A 20,201-nucleotide genomic window follows, 5' to 3' on the forward strand; every position below is an offset into this window, starting at 1 on the left:
CATGGCTGTCGAACTCCCGGAGCCCCTCCAGTGGGTGCTCCTGCTGCTCGCCGGCTGCCGCTGGCCGGAAGCAGACGAAGATCAGCTCCGTGACATGTCCGACCACTGCCGCAAGGCGGCGGAGACGCTGAAGGACGCCACCCAGGGGGCGGACGCGGCGATCAAGCGGGCGTTGGAGGGCCAGCAGGGCAATGCCGCCGAGGCGCTGAACAAGTTCTGGGCCTCGTACACGGTCGGCAAGGGCACCGAGGACGACCCGGGCCGACTGACCGCGACCATCAACGCGCTCAACGGCATGGGCGACATGCTGGAGCAGATGGCCAACTCGGCCGAGACGGCGAAGATTCAGATCGTCGCCCAGCTCGGCATCCTGGCCTTCGAGCTGGCGACCGCCGAGGCCGAGGCGGTGGTCACCGCCGGTGCGTCGATGGCCCAGGTGCCGGGCTTCATCGCGGCGGCGCGGGCGTTCGTCCAGACGACGCTGAAGAACCTGCTCAAGGACATGGTCAAGATGGCCGCCAAGCAGGCTGCCCAGATGGCCGCGATCAACCTGATGGCCCAGGGCATCGAACTGGCCGAGGGCCACCGCAAGAGCATCGACTGGAAGGAAGTCGGCGAGAACGCCAAGGGCGGCGCGATCGGCGGTGCCGCGGGCCACGTGATCGGTGCGGGCCTGGGCGGCGCGGCCGCCAAGATGGGCCTGGGCAACGCGGCCAAGTCGGCCGGCGGCAAGATGGTCATCGGTGGCGCCACCGGCGTCGGTGCGGACGCGGCCACCCAGTACATCACCACGGGCAAGGTCGACACCTCCTCGCTGCTCGGCTCCGGACTCTCCGGCGGCGCGGGCGCGGGCCTCAGCCACATGGCCCAGAACCGGGCCGGCGCACACCCGCCCGCGCCCAAGCCCGGCGACGCCCCGCACATCCCCGACCCGGTCGGCCCCGGCCAGGGCGGCCGGCAGGACGGGCCGCCGAAGTTCACCAAGCCCGACACCTCGTCCGGCGACGGCGGCGGCTCCTACCAGGGCCCCTCCGGCGACGGCCCCAACTCCACCGGCACGAAGTCGCGTTCCGACGGCTGGGACGACGCGGGTAGCTCGGGCGGCACGAAGTCGCGTTCGGACGGCTGGGACGACGCGGGCAGCTCGGGCGGCAGCAAGTCCCGTTCGGATGGCTGGGACGACGCGGGCAGCTCCAACGCCGGTGCGGGCAGGTCCCGTTCGGACGGCTTCAACCCGGGCTCGGACTCCGGTGCCGGGCGGTCGGGCGACTCCAAGGTCGACGGCCTGTCCCCGTTCGGCTCCGGCCGCAGCGGTGGCAGTGACACCCCGCCGCCGTCCCACTCCGAGGCGACGGGCGGCGGATCCCGTGCAGAGGCCCCGCCGGCGCACGAGCAGCCGACGCACCAACCCGCGCGCGAGCAGTCGTCGTACCAGCAGCCCGCGCACGAGCAGCCCGCGCACGAGCAGGCGAGCGGCAGCGGCCGGAACCACGAGCAGGCGGAGGCGGTCCGGCCCACGCGCGAGCCGCTCACGGAGCAGACCCCGTCGCGCCCGGCGCACGAGGAGGCCCAGTCGGTCCGGCCGACGCACGAGCCGGTCGCGGAGCAGCAGCCGAGCCGTCCGGCGCACGAGCAGCCGGTGCGCAACGAGGCGGAGGGGCAGGCGACCCGTCCCGAGTCGCGGGAGTCCGGCACGGCGCCGGTCCGCGAGGAGGCGCAGTCGGTCCGGCCGACCCGGGAGCCGGTCGCGGAGCAGCAGCAGGGCCGTCCGGTGCACGACGGGGCGGCGAGTGCGCCCGTCCACGACAGCAACCCGGCCGCCGGGCGCGAGAGTTCGGCGACCGACCGGGACACCGTGCAGCCGTCGGGCGACGACAACGTGTCGCGTCCGGCCGGTGCGGGTTCGGTGCCGAACCTGGCCGGTGTGATGGGCGGGGCCGCGAGCCTCGCGGGGGCGGCGTCCTCGTCCGGCCACGGTGGTGGCAGCGGCGGCACGCACCTCGACGGTGCGCGCAGCGCCACCCTGCCCCGACCCGACGCGGCGACCGTCCCGGGCCAGGGCGTGCCCGACGGCCTGGGCGACGGCATGCCGAACTCCGGTGCGCAGAACCCGAACCAGACGGTCGTCCCCCCGATGGGCGGCGGCTTCACCCCGGCCGGCGGCGGCAGCCACATCGGCGGCGGCAGCACCCGTCCCGACGCCCCGTCAACCTCTGCTGCTCCCAGGCCCGCTCCCAGTGGCACCGTCGGCGGCGGCGGCCACCAGCAGGGCGGCGGCACCCTCCGCCCCGGCGGCGGCCGGGGCTCCCGACCCGAGCCGGAGACCACGCCGAAGACGGACTCCGGCAAGACGACCGACCCGGTCAACGCCGATCGGCAACGGCAGGACCGGCCGCCGCTGAAGGTCGACGAGGGACCGGCGGAGGCGGCGAACCAGCACTCGGCCGACTCGGCTCCGCCGACCGGCCACGATGCGCAGCCCGGGCCGGTGCACCCGCAGTTGGAGCAGGTGGGGAAGTTCTCCGGCAACCCGGACCCGCACGCCAACCAGCAGCTCGCGGACCGGATGTCGGCGCTGCAGATGCACACCGAGCAGGTGTACGAGCAGATCCGGGAGAACCTGGGCAAGGTCGGACTGGGCGACGAGACCCTGACGGGCCGGCCGGGCCAGTCGCCCGACAAGCTCCAGTACAGCCTGTGGTCGGGATCGAAGGACGCCGCGTCCAGCCCGTCGCTCGGCGAGCGGTACGGCAACGACCCGCGTCTGACGGGCGAGGGCCGGGCCGAGGACTCCGGCGGCTACATGCTCAGCCAGATGCCCGAACACCAGCGCGCGGAGCACGAGTTCGAGATCGCCTACCCGGAGAAGGACGGCGGCCGGGACCCGAAGTACCAGCAGGAGTTCTACAAGGAGCTGGCGAAGCGGGAGAAGGCCAGGGAGGAAGCCGGGCTGCCCTACGACCCGGAGGCCGTGCAGAAGCTGTTCGACGAGTACCGGGCGAAGGCCGGTTCGCACGACGGCACGGTGTACGGGCCCGACGGCATGATCGAGGTCGGCCAGCACACCGCGCACTTCCAGAACATCTGGGGCCGGCCGTCCGAAGAGGTGGCGCGGCACGCGGCGCTGTCGATGTCCGGCGTGGCGAGCTTCGGCCTCGACGAGGTCAACCTCAAGACCGGTGACGGCACCGCCCACCCGAACCCGATGGACACCATCCAGGTCAAGGACGAGATCCCGACCGTCCAGAAGGTCGTCCACGACGTCGCCGACACCCTGCACGAGAACCTGAACGTCCGTCGGGAGATCGCCGACGCCGCGGGCGACCCGGAGCTGAAGAAGCAGCTGAACGACCTTGCCGACAAGGCCGAGCAGGGCATCCAGAAGTTCACCGGCGGTGCCGACAAGCTCAGCCCCGAGCTGTCGCCCGAGCAGCGGCGCAACAGCGCCTCCGACATGATCGCCGGACGCAGCGAATTCCTGGACGCGATCGGCGAGTTCGACAAGAAGCTCAACGACCTCGGCGTCCCGGCGGCCGGCAACGGCGACAAGCAGCCGACCACGCCTGACCACGCCACCCCGGACCACGGCACGCCTGACCACGCCACCCCGGACCACCCCACGCCGGACCGCGCCACCCAGGACCACACCACGCCGGACCGCACTGCGCCGGACGGCCCCGACAGTCCGAAGGCGACCGAGCACGAAACCCCGGCACCGCCGCACGAGAAGCCGTCGGGCCCTGCCGCGACGCACCCCGACTCCGCGCCGGCGGGCGTCCTGCGCCCGGACCCGGAGCCGGCCGGGCTGGGCGGCTCGAAGAAGCCGCTGATCACCGATCAGGGGCTCACCCCCGACGGGCGGAAGCTGCTCCACCAGAACCCGGACGGGCCGTCGATCGTCTACCCGCCGGTCAACAGCAGGCTGGAGCAGGCCGGAAAGGCGCTGTCGAACAAGTTCCGGCCCGATCCTGCCCTGGCCAGCCTCGGCAAGCTCATCACCAACGACACGACCTACACGTCCGGCCCGGTCCAGTCGGCGGGCACCACGGCGAGCGGCAAGCCGAACGTCAAGATCAAGGACAACACCTTCAAGGCCTACCTCGACCCGGCGACCATGACGGCCGTCGAACAGGGCGCCGCCTACGGCCTCCAGGGCCCGCTGAAGAACGCCTCGGGTCTGGGCACGAACGCTCCGGTGGGCAACAAGCTGCTCGAACAGGCCGCCAACTTCGACTTCCGGTCCCGGCCGACCCACGAGCAGCAGCAGGAGCGCCGGCAGCTGTTGAAGGACCTCGCGGACCAGAAGGCGCAGGACGGCGTCTGGGTCGACCGCGACCGGATCGCGGGGCAGGTGGGCGACCACCAGTCCGCGATGGAGGGCGTGGACCGGCTGCTCAACGGCCACGGGGACGGCGCCGGCTTCCCGGGCCTCGTCATGGGCGAGGCGCACCGCAGTTCCCCGAACTGGAACTTCCTCCGGGACAACATGGCCCAGCTGCACGCCAGCGGGGTCGACACGATCTACCTGGAGGCGCTGCGCGACGACTCCTTCCAACACGAGCTGGACAACTTCCTGGCCTCGCCGCCCGGAACGGCCATGCCCCACAACCTGGAGAGGATGGTCGGCAGGTACGACACCCACAACCATGCCGACCTGCGTGGCACCCTGCAGGCGGCGAAGGAGCACGGCGTCAGGGTCCGTGCGGTGGACGGCTATCCGGCGCGGGACGACTCGGCGGACGGCGGACTCCCCGAGCGGAACCGCCTGATGAACGTGTACGCCCACGACGTGATCGCCGCGGACGCTCCCCAACGCGGCAACAAGTACCTGGTCGTGCTGGGTTCGGAGCACGCCCACTCCAAGGCCGACCAGGGCTTCGGGCGGATACCCGGCACGGCGGACCTGCTGGGCGTCCCGGCCGTGCACCTGATCGACGGCACCGCCCCGCACACGGGCGAGCCGGGCACGGCGACGAACACCACGCCGCCCGGAGACTTCCGCGTCCACCCCCTCCCGCTCCCGGAACACCACCAGCCGGTCGGCGACCCGAACGCCGCCCACGGCTCCGCCGCGTCGGCCCCCGGCGGGCTCGGCCCGGTCCGGCCCGACACCGCGGCTCCCCACCCGGAGTCCCAGCACCAGGGCGGCCCCACGCCGCACGACGGCACGGGACAGCACGACAACACCGGGCAGCACGACGGACCGTCGCAGCAGCACGAGCAGCAGCCCCACGAGCAGCAGTCGGCCCACGAGCAGTCGGCCCAGGACCAGGCGTCGCACGAACAGGCGTCGCACGAACAGCCGTCGCACGAGCGGCCGTTGGCGGAGCACGAGGACGGCGGTCCGCGCTACCCGGCGACGGACGGGCGGCCGTTCGACGTCGAAGGCGGGTTGAAGCGGCCGTCCGAGCACGAGGTGAAGCAGCTTCAGGACGCCGTCCCGCACAATGCGGACGGCACCCCGCAGCGGCACCCGGACCCGTTCCAGGGCGACTGGGTGAAGAAGCTGAACGGCGACGGCCTGGGCGCGCCCGGCCGGGCCAACAACTGTGCGGACGCGGCGCTCTCGGTGATCGACACCTACAACGGCCACCCGACGGTGGCGGCGCCGCGCGTCGAGAACAACGCGGCCGGCGAGAAGGGCAGCCGGGACCGGATCGAGCAGGCGCTCGGTGCGAAGTTCGAGAAGCTCGGCGCGGGGCCGGCCGGTCACGAGAAGTTGGCGCAGACGCTGCTGGAGAGCGGCCCGGGGTCGTCGGCGGTGATCATCAGCCACGACAGCGAGGGCCGCGCCCACGCCTGGAACGCGATGAACCACGACGGCAAGATCGTGTACGTCGACGGCCAGATGGGCCGCGTCAGCGAGACGCCGCTGTACCAGGGCGAGGGCGGCCTGTTCGCCGTCCCGCTCACCCCCGACCGCGCCCCCCTGCACCCCGCAGGCGGCAACGGCCACCAGGCCGGTCCGCGTCCGGACGTCCAGCCGAGCTCCCGGAGCACCTCGAACGCCGACGCCCAACGGCCGGACTCCTCACCGGGGTTGCCTCCCGAGCGGCCGCTGCCCGGGCTCGATGTGCCGCCGACGGACGCGGAGCTGGCCAAGCTCCACCAGGACCCGCCCGGTCCGGCCGTGATCCACCCGGCGGCCCACAGCCCGGAGGCGCTCGCGCAGTACAAGAGCGACAACAAGTTCAAGTTCAAACTGCCCGAGGACCTGGCCTACGCCGCCAACCAGCTGCCGCACAGCAGCCTGGGCCGTCGCCACTCCGGCTACTTCACGGAGGACGGCAAGCCCGACACGCGGATCAGCCCGTACTCGCAGAGCTTCAAGACGTACAACGACGCGTCGACGCTGAAGGCGCTCCACCCCGAGCTGGTCAGGAAGCTGAACAGCCCGATGTTCGAGGCGCTGTACGACGCGGGCGACCCGGCGGCCCTGCAGTACAAGGGGAACAAGGTCACGGAGGAGGCCGGCAAGCTCGACTTCCGGACCGAACCGAACTACCAGGCCCAGCGCGAGCGCCGGAACGTGCTGGAACGGCTGGCCCGCCAGAACTCGGCGGTGACCTGGCACACGCTCGACAGCCAGCCGATCCGGGACCGACTCGCCGGCCAGAACAACGTGACGGACGGCGCCCTCGGCCTGCTCCAGGGGAACGGGGACCACCCGGGGCACCCCGGGATCGTGCTCGGCGAGAAGCACGAGGCGTCGCCCAGCTGGGGCTTCCTCAGGGACAACATGCAGGCGCTGAAGCGGGCCGGCGTCGACACCGTCTACATCGAGGCGCTCCGCAACGACTCCGCCCAGCACGACCTGGACGCCTACCTGCGGACCGGCGACAAGATGTCGCCGAAGCTGTCGGACCTGGTCAGCGCCTACGACAAGGACCAGAAGTCCCCGCAGGGTGCCGGTCTGCGCGAAACACTGGAGGCCGCGAAGGCCAACGGCATGCGGGTCAAGGCCATCGACGGGTACCCGGCGCGCACCCCGAACGACGGGGCCGACATGTACGAGCAGCGGGCCCGACTGATGAACTCGTACGCCCACGACGTGATCGTCAAGGACCGGGAGGGGCAGGACGGGAAGTACGTCGTCGTCACCGGTTCCTCCCACGCGATCCGGCACAGCACCAAGAACGGCCACGGCACGCCGATCCACGGGCTGGCCGACATGCTCGGTGCGCCCCCGGTGCGCCTGAACACTCCGGGCGGGGCGGAGGCGGTCGGCTACCACAGGTCGACCGACCTCCGGCTGGGCTACCTCGAAGCGGATCCGCAGCGCGGCCACTGGGTGCCCGGAGAGGACGCCCCGCAGGGGAACAACCCGCCGCCCGGACACCAGCCCGGTGCCGACGCGGGCGCGCCGCACCAGCCGGTCAACGAGAACCAGGCCAACCCGGACATCATCGACCCGGCCGGTCTCGGGAGCGCCCCGCACGACGGGACGGCCCCGCAGCACGAGCAGCAGCCCTCGCACGAGCAGCAGCCTTCGCACGAGCGGGAGTCGGTGCAGCACGAGGACGGCGGTCCGCGCCACCCGGCGACGGACGGGCGGCCGTTCGACGTCGAGGGCGGGTTGAAGCACCCGTCCGAGCACGAGCTGAAGCAGCTTCAGGAGGCTGTCCCGCACAATGCGGACGGCACCCCGCAGCGGCATCCGGACCCGCTCTCCGGCGACTGGGTGAAGAAGCTGAACGGCGACGGCCTGGGCGCGCCCGGCCGGGCCAACAACTGTGCGGACGCCGCGCTCTCGCTGGTCGACACGTACGACGGCCGGCCGACGGTGGCCGCCCCGCGCACGGAGCACAACTCCGTGGGCGAGAAGGGCGGCCGGGACCGGATCGAGCAGGCGCTCGGCGGCAGGTTCGAGAACCTGGGCACGGGCCAGGCCGGGCACGAGAAGCTGGCGAAGACGCTGCTCGACAGCGGCCACGGCTCGCAGGCCGTGATCATCACCCGCGACGGCGAGGGGCGCACCCACGCCTGGAACGCCATGAACCACAACGGCAAGATCGTGTACGCGGACCCGCAGCTGGGCCGCACCAGCGAGACGCCGCTGTACCAGGGCGAGGGCGGCCTGTTCGCCGTCCCGCTCACCCCCGACCGCGCCCCCCTCCACCCGTCCGCCCCGCCGACCACCACCGCAAACCCGCAGCACGGCCCGCGCCCTGACGGCGCGTCGGCCCGCACGGTCAACAGGCCGGGAGAGGACCAGCGGCCCGGCGACTCGCCGGGCGCCACCGACCACGCCGGCTCCTCGCAGCTCGGCGGCGACTCCGTCCAGCAGCACGGCGACGACGCCACGCAGCAGCACACCGACGGCGACACCGAGCAGCACCACGACGGCGGCACCGAGCACCCGCCGGTCGTGCCCGAGGAACTGCCGCCGGTCGGCACGCCGGAGCACGGGATCATGCACCACCCCGCCGAGTTCCTGCAGGACAACCGGGTGTCCGTGGACTTCGCCGAGGGTGTCCGGAAGCGGATGTCCGGGCTGAGGCCCTACGAGGAGGCCGTCCTGCTCAGGGAGATGCGCGGCCGCGACCAGCACTGGTTCGCCATGGTGCCGGACGGCAACAACGGCTACCACCTGGTGCCCGCGTGGGAGAAGTACGTCGAGCACTATGCCGACTTCCCCCGGCCCAGCGGCAGCCTGCCGCCGGTGAAGGAGGACAGCCACTACGTCCGCGGCGCCTACGTGCCCTACGAGAGCAACAAGCGGCCCAGCCTCGACGACGAGAGCACCATCGGCCACGCCCAGGTCCCGCTGCACCCGAACCCGGCCCGCCCGCGGGAAGGGCTGGTGATCACCGATGCGATGAACGGCTGCGCGCTGGTGGCCACCGTCGAACCGGGTAGCGACACCTTCACGGCCTGGCACTTCCAGTCGTACTCGTCCGCCGGGAACCTCCAGACGGCCGCCGACTTCCGCGTCCAGAAGACCGTCACCAGCTGGATCGGCACCGGCGACTACGCCGCGCCGCTGCCGCCGGCCCACTCGCCCGCTGCGACCAACATGCTGCACCACGGGCCGAACGGCTGGGAGGTCGTCAGCCAGGAGGTGCAGAAGGACCTGCTGCACCCGCAGGCGCCGCCGCGGCTCTCCCAGCAGTCGGTCCGGCCGTTCGAGGTCGGCACGCCGACGCCGGAGAGCATCGTCAAGATGACGGTCGACCCCTACCACGTCAACGCGAAGGAGCAGTTGGGGAACTTCGACCAGGCCGCCATCGACCTGACCAGGCGGGCCAAGCTCGGAAACCCCGAGACCAACGTCCTGAACGGGCACATCAACGGCCTGCGGGAGAAGCTCCAGGAGCAGAAGGACCTGGTGGCCCGGCTGGAGAACCCGAACACCAGCCTGGAGGACGTCCGGGACACCGCGGCCCGACTGCGGCAGAACCACCGGGAGAACCAGGAGTACCTGGCCGCCAACCGGCCCGCCATCGACCAGTTGGTGGGGCGGATGGGCCTGAACGAGAGCGCCGCCAACACCCTCTACTCGGAGTTCGGCAAGTCGCAGTGGATCGACGTGATGCACAGCGAGAGCGTCGCCCAGATCCACAAGCGCGACACCCCGGAGGACCCGGCCGGGCTCTCTCCGGAGGAGTTGCACGCCAACGTGCCGGGCTTCACCGGCAAGGACGACGCCGTGGCGAACCAGGTGGCCGGTGACAAGCTGGTCGCGCTCCGGACGCACACCGAGCAGCTGTACGAGCAGATCCAGAGCAACCTGGGCAAGCTCGGTCTCGGCACGGACGGGCTGACCGGACTGCCCGGGCGGCCGAACGCCGAGCTGGAGTACAGCCTGTGGTCCGGCGGCAAGGGGCTGAAGGACCGTTACGGCAGCGAGGACCTGACGGGTCAGGGCCAGGCCGAGAACTCGAACGGCTTCATGATGAGCCGGACCGCGGAGGACGCCCGGGCCCGGGACGAACTGGCGATGGCCTACGGCAAGGACAACTGGCCGCCGCTGGACCCGCAGTACCAGAAGGACTTCATCGCCTGGATGAAGCAGAAGGAGAAGGACAACGGGCCGGACCACCAGCACGACTGGGCCGAGGTCCGGGCCAAGTTCTCCGAACTGCGCAGTAAGTCGGAGAACCTCGGCAACGAGGTGACCGAGGACGGCCAGGTCCTCGTCGGCGAGCACGACGCCCGGTTCAAGAACGCCTGGGACCGCGCCTCCGACGACGTGGCCCTGCACGCCGCGCTGGCCATGGCCGGCTTCCGCAGCTACGGCCTGGACGAGCCCCTCGTCGGCGCGCCCGACAAGGTCGCCCACCCGACTCCGGAGGAGACCGTCCAGGTCCGGCAGGAGATCCCGATGGCGCAGAAGGTCGCCGCCGAGGTCACCGGCAAGCTGCACGAGAACGCCGAGGCCCGGCACCAGGTCGCCGAGCTGACGAACGACCCCGAACTCAAGGCCAAGCTGCACGAGCTCGCCGACCGGGCGAAGCAGGGGGCGGACACCTTCAAGTCCGGTGCGGACCAGCTCACTTGGAAGCCCACCAGCACCCAGGAGGAGCGGGCGGCGCTCGCCGACGCGCGGAAGGACTCCGGGGCCACCATGCTCCGCGGCCGCGACGAATTCCTCAGCGCCGTCCGGGACTTCGACAACCTGCTGAGCGAGCACGGCGTCCCCTCGGCGCACTCGGACTACGTCTCCGAGCCCCACCCCTCGGAGAGCCCGGCCGGTTCGACCGACCACCTGGTGCACGAGCAGCAGCCCTCGCACGAGCAGCAGCCGCAGCACGAGCAGCAGCCTTCGCACGAGCGGGAGTCGGTGCAGCACGAGGACGGCGGTCCGCGCCACCCGGCGACGGACGGGCGGCCGTTCGACGTCGAGGGCGGGTTGAAGCACCCGTCCGAGCACGAGCTGAAGCAGCTTCAGGAGGCTGTCCCGCACAACGCGGACGGCACCCCCCAGCGGCATCCGGACCCGAGGTCCGGCGATTGGCTGAAGAAGCTGAACGGCGACGGCCCGGGCGCGCCCGGGCGGGCCAACAACTGTGCGGACGCGGCGCTCTCACTGGTCGACACCTATGACGGGCGTCCGACGGTGGCCGCTCCCCGCACCGAGCACAACAGTCTGGGCGAGAAGGGCGGCCGGGACCGGATCGAGCAGGCGCTCGGCGGCAGGTTCGAGCACCTGGGCAAGGGGCCGGCCGGGCACGACAAGCTGGCACAGACGCTGCTCGACAGCGGTCCCGGTTCGCAGGCGGTGATCATCAGCCACGACAGCGAGGGCCGTGCCCACGCCTGGAACGCGATGAACCACGACGGCAAGATCGTGTACGCGGACCCGCAGTTGGGCCGGGTCAGCGACAAGCCGCTGTACCAGGGCGAGGGCGGCCTGTTCGCCGTTCCGCTCACTCCCGACCGCGCGCCCCTGCACCCGACCGGCCACGCCAACTCCGGCCACGACGGCGGCAGTTCCGCGTCGAGCCGACCCGGGACCCAGAGCAGCACGACCGGATCCGAAGGGTCCTCGGCCGCAGCGTCGAGGCCGGCCAGGCCGAAGCTGCCGCCGGCCGAGACCCGGGTGAAGACGGACGAGCGGATCGCCGCCATGATGGCGAAGGAGTCCACGCCGACCAAGAAGGGCCAGACCCCGAAGAAGGCGTCCGTCGCGGTCACCAGGCCGTACCCCGCCACCAACAGTCCCGCGGTGAGCGCGGACGCGGGGGTGGTCCCGCACGGTGTGAAGTTCATCGACATCGAGATCACCACCGGCGACTACAAGCTGAACATGGCGGACACCTCGGGAAGCGCGCCGGAGGCGGGCGGCAAGTTCGCCACCTCGTTCGGCCGCAGCGTCGACGGCCGGACCTTCGCCGTCGTGATGGAGACCTACAAGGCCGCGGACGAGAAGTCCTACTACGCCAGTGACGGGTTCGCCGCGCAGTGGAAGGCGTTCCACGAGGGCGGGTTGGACCAGGCGCAGGTGAAGGACGCGCTGAAGAACCCCGGCGCCGCCGAGATGCCGCAGGGCGTGCCGGACCACCTGTATCACCAGAACGTGTCCGGGGAGCCCGCCAAGCAGGCGATGTCCGAGGTGCTCGGGCGGCCGTACCCGCAGGAGGAGCGGGCGCCCGGCGACCACAGCGCCTACCGCAAGGAACTGGACCCGGCGAACCCGGAGCACCTGGACGACCTGCGGAAGATCCTGGCGACCGACAACGGCAAGTCCGCCGCGAACCTGATCGACAACCTCAGCGACATGAGCGAAGGCACCAAGTCGGGCGTCAAGAAGGTGGTGGTGATCGAGGACGGCGAGGGCCACTTCCACCTGCGTTTCGACACCGGCGACCGCGCCGAGTCGACGACGATCGGTGCGAAGGGCGAACTCCGGGAACCGGCAGCGCACTCGGACCGGGCGAACCCCGAGCCGGGCGCCGCACCGCACGAGCCGACCGAGCCGGTCGACACCGACGGGACGACGCCGCCGCACGAGACCACCGACACGCACGAGACCACCGACACGCACGAGCCGGCGGTCGACGAGGCGGAGGTGTCACCGGTGACGGAGGCGGTCGGTCGCCTCGCGTACCTCGGCCTCGAAGGCACGCCCGGGGCGGGCGTCTTCGCCAGGCTGGGGGACATCCGGGTCGACGGCCTGACGGGGGAGCAGATCCACGAGGTGATGAAGCAGGCGGTCACGAAGCTCTCCGACGGAGTCGTGGGCCGGCCCAGTGCGCTGATCAGCCCGCAGGAGGCGGAGCTCAGCACGAGCCGGAAGAACCGCCCCGGCTGCGCCGGAGTGGCGTACCTCCGGACCGAGGGCGGTGGAGCGGAGCTGGTGGTCGAGACCGAACCCGTCCCGGCCGCCGAAACCCCCGCGCCGGCCAACCTCTTCGCCAGCACCAGTGCCAAGCACACCGGGGCCAACGCCACGACCATCGAGGGGGTCACCTTCGGGCCGTTCGTCCATCCGCTGCTGCAGGACGCCTACCGCAGCCACCCGAACCCGTACCTCAATACGATCGGCAAGTGCGCCGAGTCGACCATGCTGTCCAAGCTGATCAACCAGCACGACCCCACGCTCGCGGCCGACTTCGAGAACGCGGTGGGCGACCCGGCCCGGCTGGCGGAACTCAGGGCACGGGGACACCAACTGCTCTCCCGGGTCGAGGTGTTCACCGTCGAGCCGGGGAAGCCGACCGATCTGTCCGGGACCGCCCAGCACCTCGAACCGTGCAGCAACTGCTCCCACGTCGTCCTCACGTACGGGATCACTGCGTTGAAGCCCAATGCCGAGGGGCAGCCCGATCCGTTGACAGAAATGAGCCGGAGCGAAGTGATCCAGAGCATCAGAAGGCAATCCCAAATGCTCTATCCGGAGCAGGCGAATCAGCAGAAGTACGCCGATGATTTCTTCCGCGCCTACGGGGAGCACCTCTTTCCGGACAATGCGAACACGGCCGCGGAGTGACGCGTGCCGCCCGCATCGGGGCGGCGGAATTCGGTAGAACCATTGATGACGGTCCGGTCGGCTCGCGACCGCCAGCTACAATCGAGTGTCGGGATCGCGGCCGAACGGCCGTCTGAAAAAGAGGACCTGAACATCTATGCCTGGAGCAATCGACCGGGGCGAGGCCATTGCGTGGCTGGAAGGCCATGGATGGTCGAGCGCCCGTGATATCGGGGAGCGCGCTCAGGACCTGATTTCCGACCGGATCCGGATTTCCGCCGGGCGCGGTGACCGGCCGGCGGAGTCGGAGGCGGCCCGGTCCTTTCTCGCAGGCTTCGGAGAACTGGTGCTGCCGCTGGCCGGCGGCGGCGAGATCGCGCTGGTCCCGACCCCGGCCGCCCCGGGCGGCGACGAGAGCGTGCTGGCCGCGGCGGAGGCGGAGTGGGGCCGCCCGGTGTTCCCGGTCGGCGTCCGGGCCGACGGGGCGGGGCTGCTGCTGGTCACCCCGGAGGGCCGGTTCAGCTACGCGGACCGGACCGGTACCCGCTACCTGGCGGACGAGCCGGTCGAGGCGCTGGCCCGGCTCCGTGACGGCGGCGAACTGCCCACGGTCTCCGAGTACTTGGCGTCCGGTGGCAGCGGCGGAACGGACGGCCGCGGCGCGGAGGGCACCGCGGGGGAGTTGCCGGGCACGGCGTCCTCGCTGCTGGTCGACAGGACGGTGAAGACCAGGACGAACACGGTCGGCGGGGCCGAGCCGGACCTGCACCCGGCGGTCCGGGCGTTCCTGGACGCACTGCCGCCGTACCAGCGGGAGCCGTTCGCCGCCTGGTGCGCGGAGACCTCGCTGATCTCCGACGAACTGCTGCTGCTCGACGAGCGGCGCGGCGACGGTGCGGCGACGACGCTGGACGAGGCGCGCGCGCACTTCACCGGGAGTCAGATCCTCAGCGTGGCGATCCGCGAGGGCGGCGATCCCGAGCACGGAAAGCCGGTGCGGCCGTGCCGCTCGTGCGCCGCGCTGCTGGCGGAGCTGGGTGTCGAGGTGATCACGGGATGAGCGCCGCCGTTCTCTCCGCGGGCCTGCGCGAGTCGCTGGCCGTCGCGGGCCGCCCGGCCGGGCCCGGGGCGCACCGGCGGCTGATGCTCTCGGTCGCCACCGCGACCACCGGCGACGGCGCGGTCGGCCTGACGCCGACGGCGCGGCGATTCCTGGACTCGTACGCGGACCTGACGCTCCCTCGGGCCGGAGCGGGCGTCGAGGTCGCGGCGCACGGCTGCGTGATCGACCCGGCGGCCGCCCGGTACGCCGGGCCCGCGGTGGCCGCACTCGCCGACCGGCTGGGCGTGCCGGCCTTCCCGGTCGGCCGGACCGACGGGGGCGTGCTCGCCCTCGACGGGCGGGGGCGGTTGTTCCGGCAGGGCCGCAGCGGCTGGTGGTACCTCGGCGCCACGCCCGAGGAGGGCCTGGCCCGGCTGGTCGAGGGGTACGCCCCGGCCCTGGTGGACGGCCTCGGGCAGTGGGCGGAGCCCGCCCCGCTGCCGCGTGCGGTGCACGAAGGAGCCTGGACGGACACCGGTCCGGCCAGTGAACTGCTGTCCGCCGCCATGGCGTTGGCCGCCGCGGCCACCCGCCCGCTGCGTCGGCACGGGCTGCCGGCGCTCGGCCGACTGATCCTCACCGTGGACGGGGAGGGCGCCGAACTTCCGGTGCTCTACCGGGAGTTCGACCTCGACGCGGAGGATCCGGAGCGGCGGATCGCCGAGATCGTGGACCGGACGTTCCTGCGTCCGGGGATGCGGCCGGTCAAGGTCACGGTCCGCCTGACCGATTCGCGCGAGGCGGGGGAGGGCGGCTGGGACGTGCTGGTCGTCGCCCACGCCGATCGCAGCCGGCAGCTGATGCTCCGGCACCGCACTCCGGCCGGGGCGCAACTGCCGGACTCGGCCGCCGTCACCGCGACCGTCGCGGCCCTGGCCGCGCTCGGCGCAGCACACCGCACTGTAGGAGGAACCGCATGATCACCCAGGACGAGGCCCTCGCCAAGGCGCAGGCATGGCTGAACGACGGCGCCCCGGAGGGGGCCGAACGGGAGGTCAGGTTCCGGGAGTTCGACCTCGGCTGGGTGGTGTGGGCCGCGCCCGCGCCGCTGGAGGCCGACCCGGCGACCGGCGAGCTGCGGCCGCCGGCCAACCTCGGCGACGCCACGGGCGTGGTGGACCGCGGTACCGGAGAGATCAGCACCTGGCCGTCGATCCCGGTCGACGCGGTGATCGCCGCCTACCAGGAGCGCCGAGCCGGACGGTGACCACCGGTGGGGGTGGATGTCACCGTCCGCGGCCGGGCCCCGGGAGACCCCGGTGCCCGGCCGTTCCGCACTGTTCGCCCGAGGTCGTCGAACCACCCCTGAACTTTCACGATTCCTCCCGGAGGGAGCGCCGCCTGCCGCCACAGGCCCAGAAATTCACGCCGTGAATTTACCAACTGCATACCTTCGAGGCCCTTCAGCCTGCCTGCCGGTCTGCGAAGCTCGTACCGAGGTGACGTCATGTCACCTCGGCGGACGTGCTTGGCCGTTCGCCCGTGGACAGCAAGTAAAGTTGCCTGACAAATGAGCGGGTGCGGCAGCCTGGCGGGTGCCTTCGGCCTGCCCTGGATCCGGCGCGGACACTCCGGTGGACCCGACCGACGGGCAGCCTGGCATGAACCTGACTGCCCGGGGGCGGTGAACCGGGAGGGTACGCGGTGGCGGACGAGACGGTGTGGATCGACCTCGACGAGGTCGAGTCGGCAGCCAAGACGATCATGGGGCTGCTGAAGGAACTCGAGGGCCCGGCCAACCGGCTGGAGGCCAAGGTCAAGCAGGTCGAGGACTCGGTGTACGGCACCGACCTGGTCGGAAAGGCGCTCCAGGGGGCCGGCTCCTCGGTCGGCGGCCTCGGCAAACACCAGGAGCAAGTCCTCGCCGGCATCCGGACGTTGATCCAGAACGCCACCGCGATGGGGCAGAACCTGCAGGCCATGGCAGCCCGCCACCGGGCCAACGACGAGCAGCACGGCGCCGAGATCGGCCGGATCAGCGCCGACGGCGACATGCCGGCCGACCCGCGCCTGCCCGGCAACCTGTCCGCGCCCGTCGGGACGGTGCCCGCCTCGCTGCCGGGCGTACCCGACGAGCCGTCCGTCGACCCCCGGCCGACGCCGCCCCCGCCGCCCGCTCCCGTCGCGCCGATCGGGGACACCGACACCGACACCGACTACCACCGGCCCGACGCGCCCACGCTCGACTACAACCACCACGACGAGGTCGTGGAAGCTCTCCGCGGCGGCGGTGGAGGCGGCTCCCGGCAGCTCATCTGACCTGCTCACCGGGCGACTTGACGCCCGCTGCCGCCGTCGACAGCTGACCGGTCGGGCCGCCCGGACCCGACGCCGCACCGCCGACCGCCACCCCGGGGCGCGCTCACCCGCCCCCGCTCCGACCACGAACGTCCTCCCGGAGAGTCTCCCGCCATGATCGAGCTGCCCGCCGACCTCGCCGAAGTACTGAAGACCGTCCAGAAGAACGAGAACGGGAAGGACATCGCCTTCCCGGACGCCAACGAGGAGCTGCTCGCCGAGCTCGCCGCCGCCTGGGACGACTGGAACAAGGTCGCCGAAACCCACGTGCGGGCGATCAGCGAGGCGGCCCAGCGGGCGATGGCGAGCATGTCCGGTCCCGCCGCCGACAGCTTCCAGCAGTACCTGCAGAAGTTCGCCGGCGGCGAGGAGTCGCACGTCGCCACCACCCTGCAGTCCGGCAACGCGATCGCCACCTCGCTGCACGGCGCGTCCGGCGCGGTGATCGACACCAAGAACGAGATGGTCCGCGAGCTCCAGTACGCCAAGGAGTACATGGAGCAGAACCCGGCCGGCAAGCACGACGACATCGCCAACTCCGAAGGCATCAAGCAGGCCGCCGCGGTCTACCACCAGTACGTCGGACAGGTCGGCAACGACGTCGACGGCATGCTGCGCAAGAGCGCCAACCACATCGCCGACATGACCGGCATGGGCCAGTCCTGCGCCCTCAACGGCGCGGGCGGGGCCGGAGGTTCGGGCGGGGCCGGCGGGGCGGGCATCGGCACCATGTCCGGAGCGGGCTCCCCGTTCGGGATGCCGGCCGGGCTGCGCGAGCCGGGCGCCGCGGGCGACACCCCCGGCGGCGCGCCCGACGGTGTGGGCGTCCCCGGTGCCCCCGGCGCGTTCACCATGCCGGACGCCCCCGGCAGCGCCGGCTCGCACCCCGGCGGGGCCGGATCGCCGGGCGGTGCCGGCCAGTTCGGCGGGGCCGGATCGCCGGGCGGTGCCGGCCAGTTCGGCGGCTCCGGAGGCTCGGGCGGCAGCCCGGCACTGGCGCCGTTCAAGCCGCTCACCCCCACCATGCCGAGCTTCGGCCAGGGCGGATCGGGCGGCGGCGCACCGGTGTTCACCCCGCTCAGCGGCTCCGGCGCGGCTCCGCTGAACATCGCCGGCCTCGGCGACCTCGGCACCCTCGGCCCGGGAGCCGGCGGCTCCTCCGCCCCCTACTCGCCCATCGGCGGCACCTACAGCCCCAACCCCGGACTGACCGGCGGAGCCGGCGGCAGCCCGTACAGCCCGCTCGGCGGCATGCCCAACCTCGGCGGCTACACCGGTAGTTCGGGCACGCCGGGCGGTCGCGGCCTGACCCCGTTCAAGGGCACCACCAGCAACCCGTTCGGCGGCCCGGGCGGTTCGACCGCGCGCGGCGGCATCGGCGGGGTCGGCGGCTCCTCGGCGCGCGGCGCGACGGGCGGCATCGGCGGCTCGGCCCTGCGCGGCGGCCCCGGCGGCAGCGGGATCGGTGGCAGCGGCGGCAGCTCGCTGGCGTCGAGGTCCGGCAGCGGCGCGGGAACCGGTGGTGCCGGGGCCTCCGCCCGCGGCATGTCCGGCGCGTCCTCCGCGGCCGGCCGGGCCGGGGCGAGCGGACCGACCTCCGGCGGAGCAGCCGGCCGCGGCTCGACGACCGGGGCCGCCGGCATGGGCGCGGGCGGCCACATGGGCGGCATGGGTGGCGCGGGCCGCGGTGCCGGCGGCAAGGACGGCAAGCAGGCCAACCGCTTCCTCAGCCCCACCCGCTTCGGCACCGAGGGCGAGGAGGAAGAGGAGCTGTACGGCGACGCCCGCATCCTCGGCCGGGCCGCCGACGTCGACCCGCGCGACCGCAACTGGTCGCGCGCCCGACGCCGTTGGCTGGACGACGCCCGCGCCGACGGCACCTTCACCACCGCCGAACCCGCCGCGGCCCCGGTCGCACCCGCCGGCCCGGCCAGCGAGCAGGAGGTCCTCAGTCAACTGGCGGGCGTGCTGCTCGGCACGGGCGGAGCGACGGGCGCGGGTGACGGCGACCCGGCACCGGACGGTGCGCCCAAGGCGGACACGGTCGCTCCGGCTGCCGCGCCGACGGTGGACCCGACGGCACGCCAGGAGGCGGCCGCCGCGAACGCCGAAGGCCCGGGCGGAATTTCGGACGACGCGTACCTGGAACGGTCGCGCAGCGCCGCCGCGCGACGCGGCCACCCGGACGCGCCTGCGGCGGAGGCCCCGGCCGGTGGCGGTGCGGGCGGTGGCGGTGCAACCGGCGGCGGTGCGGCTGAGGGAGGGACGCCGCAGCGCACCCCGCTGCGCGAAGAGGGCGGCTTCCAGGTGCCCAGCCCGTTCCTGCGCGCGGCCCTCTCCCGGCTGGCCGCCGCGCCCGCCGCGGACTGACCGCGCCCGCCGCCGACCCGACCTGACGGAGGAACAGCATGAGCAACGACGAGCAGGCCTGGTACGCCGCCGCAGCCGAACCCGAGGCCACCACCAGGTTCCGGATCGGCACGGCCGTCCCCGACAGCGTCCCGATGGAGGCCCGGCAGTTGGGCGTCCCGGCCACGGAACGGGAGTGGGTCGCCGCCGAGCCGTTCCAGCGGGCGGAAGCCGGGACTCCCGTGCAGCCGTTCGAGCGGGTCGAGGCGGCGACTCCGCTCCGGCCGTTCGAGCGTGCTGAACCTGCCACGCCGGTGGAGCCGTTCGAGCGGGTGCAGGCGGCGACGCCGGTGGAGCCGTTCGAACGGGCGGAGATGGCGACTCCGCTCCGGCCGTTCGAGCGTGCTGAGCCCGCCACGCCGGTGGAGCCGTTCGAGCGTGCTGAACCTGCCACGCCCGTGCGGCCGTTCGAGCGGGCGGAGGCGGTGACGCCGGTGGAGCCGTTCGAGCGGGCGTCGGCGGGGGTGCCCATGGAGCGGACCCTCGCGCGGCATGCGACGTCCGCGCCGACTGCCCGGACGGCTGCCAGGTCGGCGAGCGCGGGCGACGGATCCGGGAGCGCCGGGAAGGGGTTCCAGGTCGACCCCGGGCAGTACCAGGCGGCGGTGTCGCCGATGCTCGCCGTCTCCGAGCAGGTCGGCTCGCTGTACAGCGCCCTGAGTTCGTTCCTGCCGTCGCTGGAGGCCCAGAACCCGTGGGGCAACGACGAGTCGGGCAAGAAGTTCGCCGAGGGTGAGAAGGGCTACCTGAAGTACAGCAAGGACACCCTCGACGTCATCAAGGGCCTGCCGGCCGCGCTCAAGGGCATCGCCGACGGGTTGAAGGCGATGGCCGACGGCTACCAGAACGCCGACGAGGGCGTCATCTCCGACCTCAACGGCGTGGACCCGGGCAGTGCGCCGATGCCGGTCTCGCCGCAACTGCCCAATGCGGTCCATCTCCCGATCACCCCGCGGATCACCCAGAGCGGAAGGCACTGAC

Annotated in this window: 7 protein-coding genes; all 7 read left to right on the forward strand. The window is 72.6% G+C overall.

Annotation, left to right across the window (positions count from 1 at the left end):
• Window position 1: 1 nt before the first annotated feature.
• The 7 genes from ACFV1L_RS09620 (at window position 2) to ACFV1L_RS09650 (ending at window position 20,200) form a co-directional block, all read left to right on the forward strand.
• Window positions 2–13,432 (forward strand): toxin glutamine deamidase domain-containing protein, encoded by a 13,431-nt coding sequence (locus ACFV1L_RS09620; RefSeq protein WP_380364507.1) that lies wholly within the window; start codon window positions 2–4, stop codon window positions 13,430–13,432.
• Between the two features lie 136 nt (window positions 13,433–13,568).
• On the forward strand, window positions 13,569–14,471 hold the full coding sequence (locus ACFV1L_RS09625) for a YwqJ-related putative deaminase (protein ID WP_380364509.1): 903 nt from the start codon (window positions 13,569–13,571) through the stop codon (window positions 14,469–14,471).
• Window positions 14,468–15,433 (forward strand): SUKH-3 domain-containing protein, encoded by a 966-nt coding sequence (locus ACFV1L_RS09630; protein ID WP_380364510.1) that lies wholly within the window; start codon window positions 14,468–14,470, stop codon window positions 15,431–15,433. Before ACFV1L_RS09625 ends, ACFV1L_RS09630 begins: the two co-directional genes overlap by 4 nt.
• A complete protein-coding gene (locus ACFV1L_RS09635) occupies window positions 15,430–15,720 on the forward strand; it encodes a hypothetical protein (protein ID WP_380364512.1) in 291 nt (96 codons plus the stop codon). Before ACFV1L_RS09630 ends, ACFV1L_RS09635 begins: the two co-directional genes overlap by 4 nt.
• Before the next feature lie 437 nt (window positions 15,721–16,157).
• On the forward strand, window positions 16,158–16,772 hold the full coding sequence (locus ACFV1L_RS09640) for a WXG100 family type VII secretion target (protein WP_380364513.1): 615 nt from the start codon (window positions 16,158–16,160) through the stop codon (window positions 16,770–16,772).
• 153 nt (window positions 16,773–16,925) lie between these two features.
• A complete protein-coding gene (locus ACFV1L_RS09645; RefSeq protein WP_380364514.1) occupies window positions 16,926–19,181 on the forward strand; it encodes a hypothetical protein in 2,256 nt (751 codons plus the stop codon).
• 38 nt (window positions 19,182–19,219) lie between these two features.
• On the forward strand, window positions 19,220–20,200 hold the full coding sequence (locus ACFV1L_RS09650; RefSeq protein ID WP_380364515.1) for a hypothetical protein: 981 nt from the start codon (window positions 19,220–19,222) through the stop codon (window positions 20,198–20,200).
• Window position 20,201: the final 1 nt, after the last annotated feature.

It is taken from the genome of Kitasatospora sp. NPDC059646 (assembly GCF_042734615.1).
In the GTDB taxonomy this organism is placed as follows: domain Bacteria; phylum Actinomycetota; class Actinomycetes; order Streptomycetales; family Streptomycetaceae; genus Kitasatospora.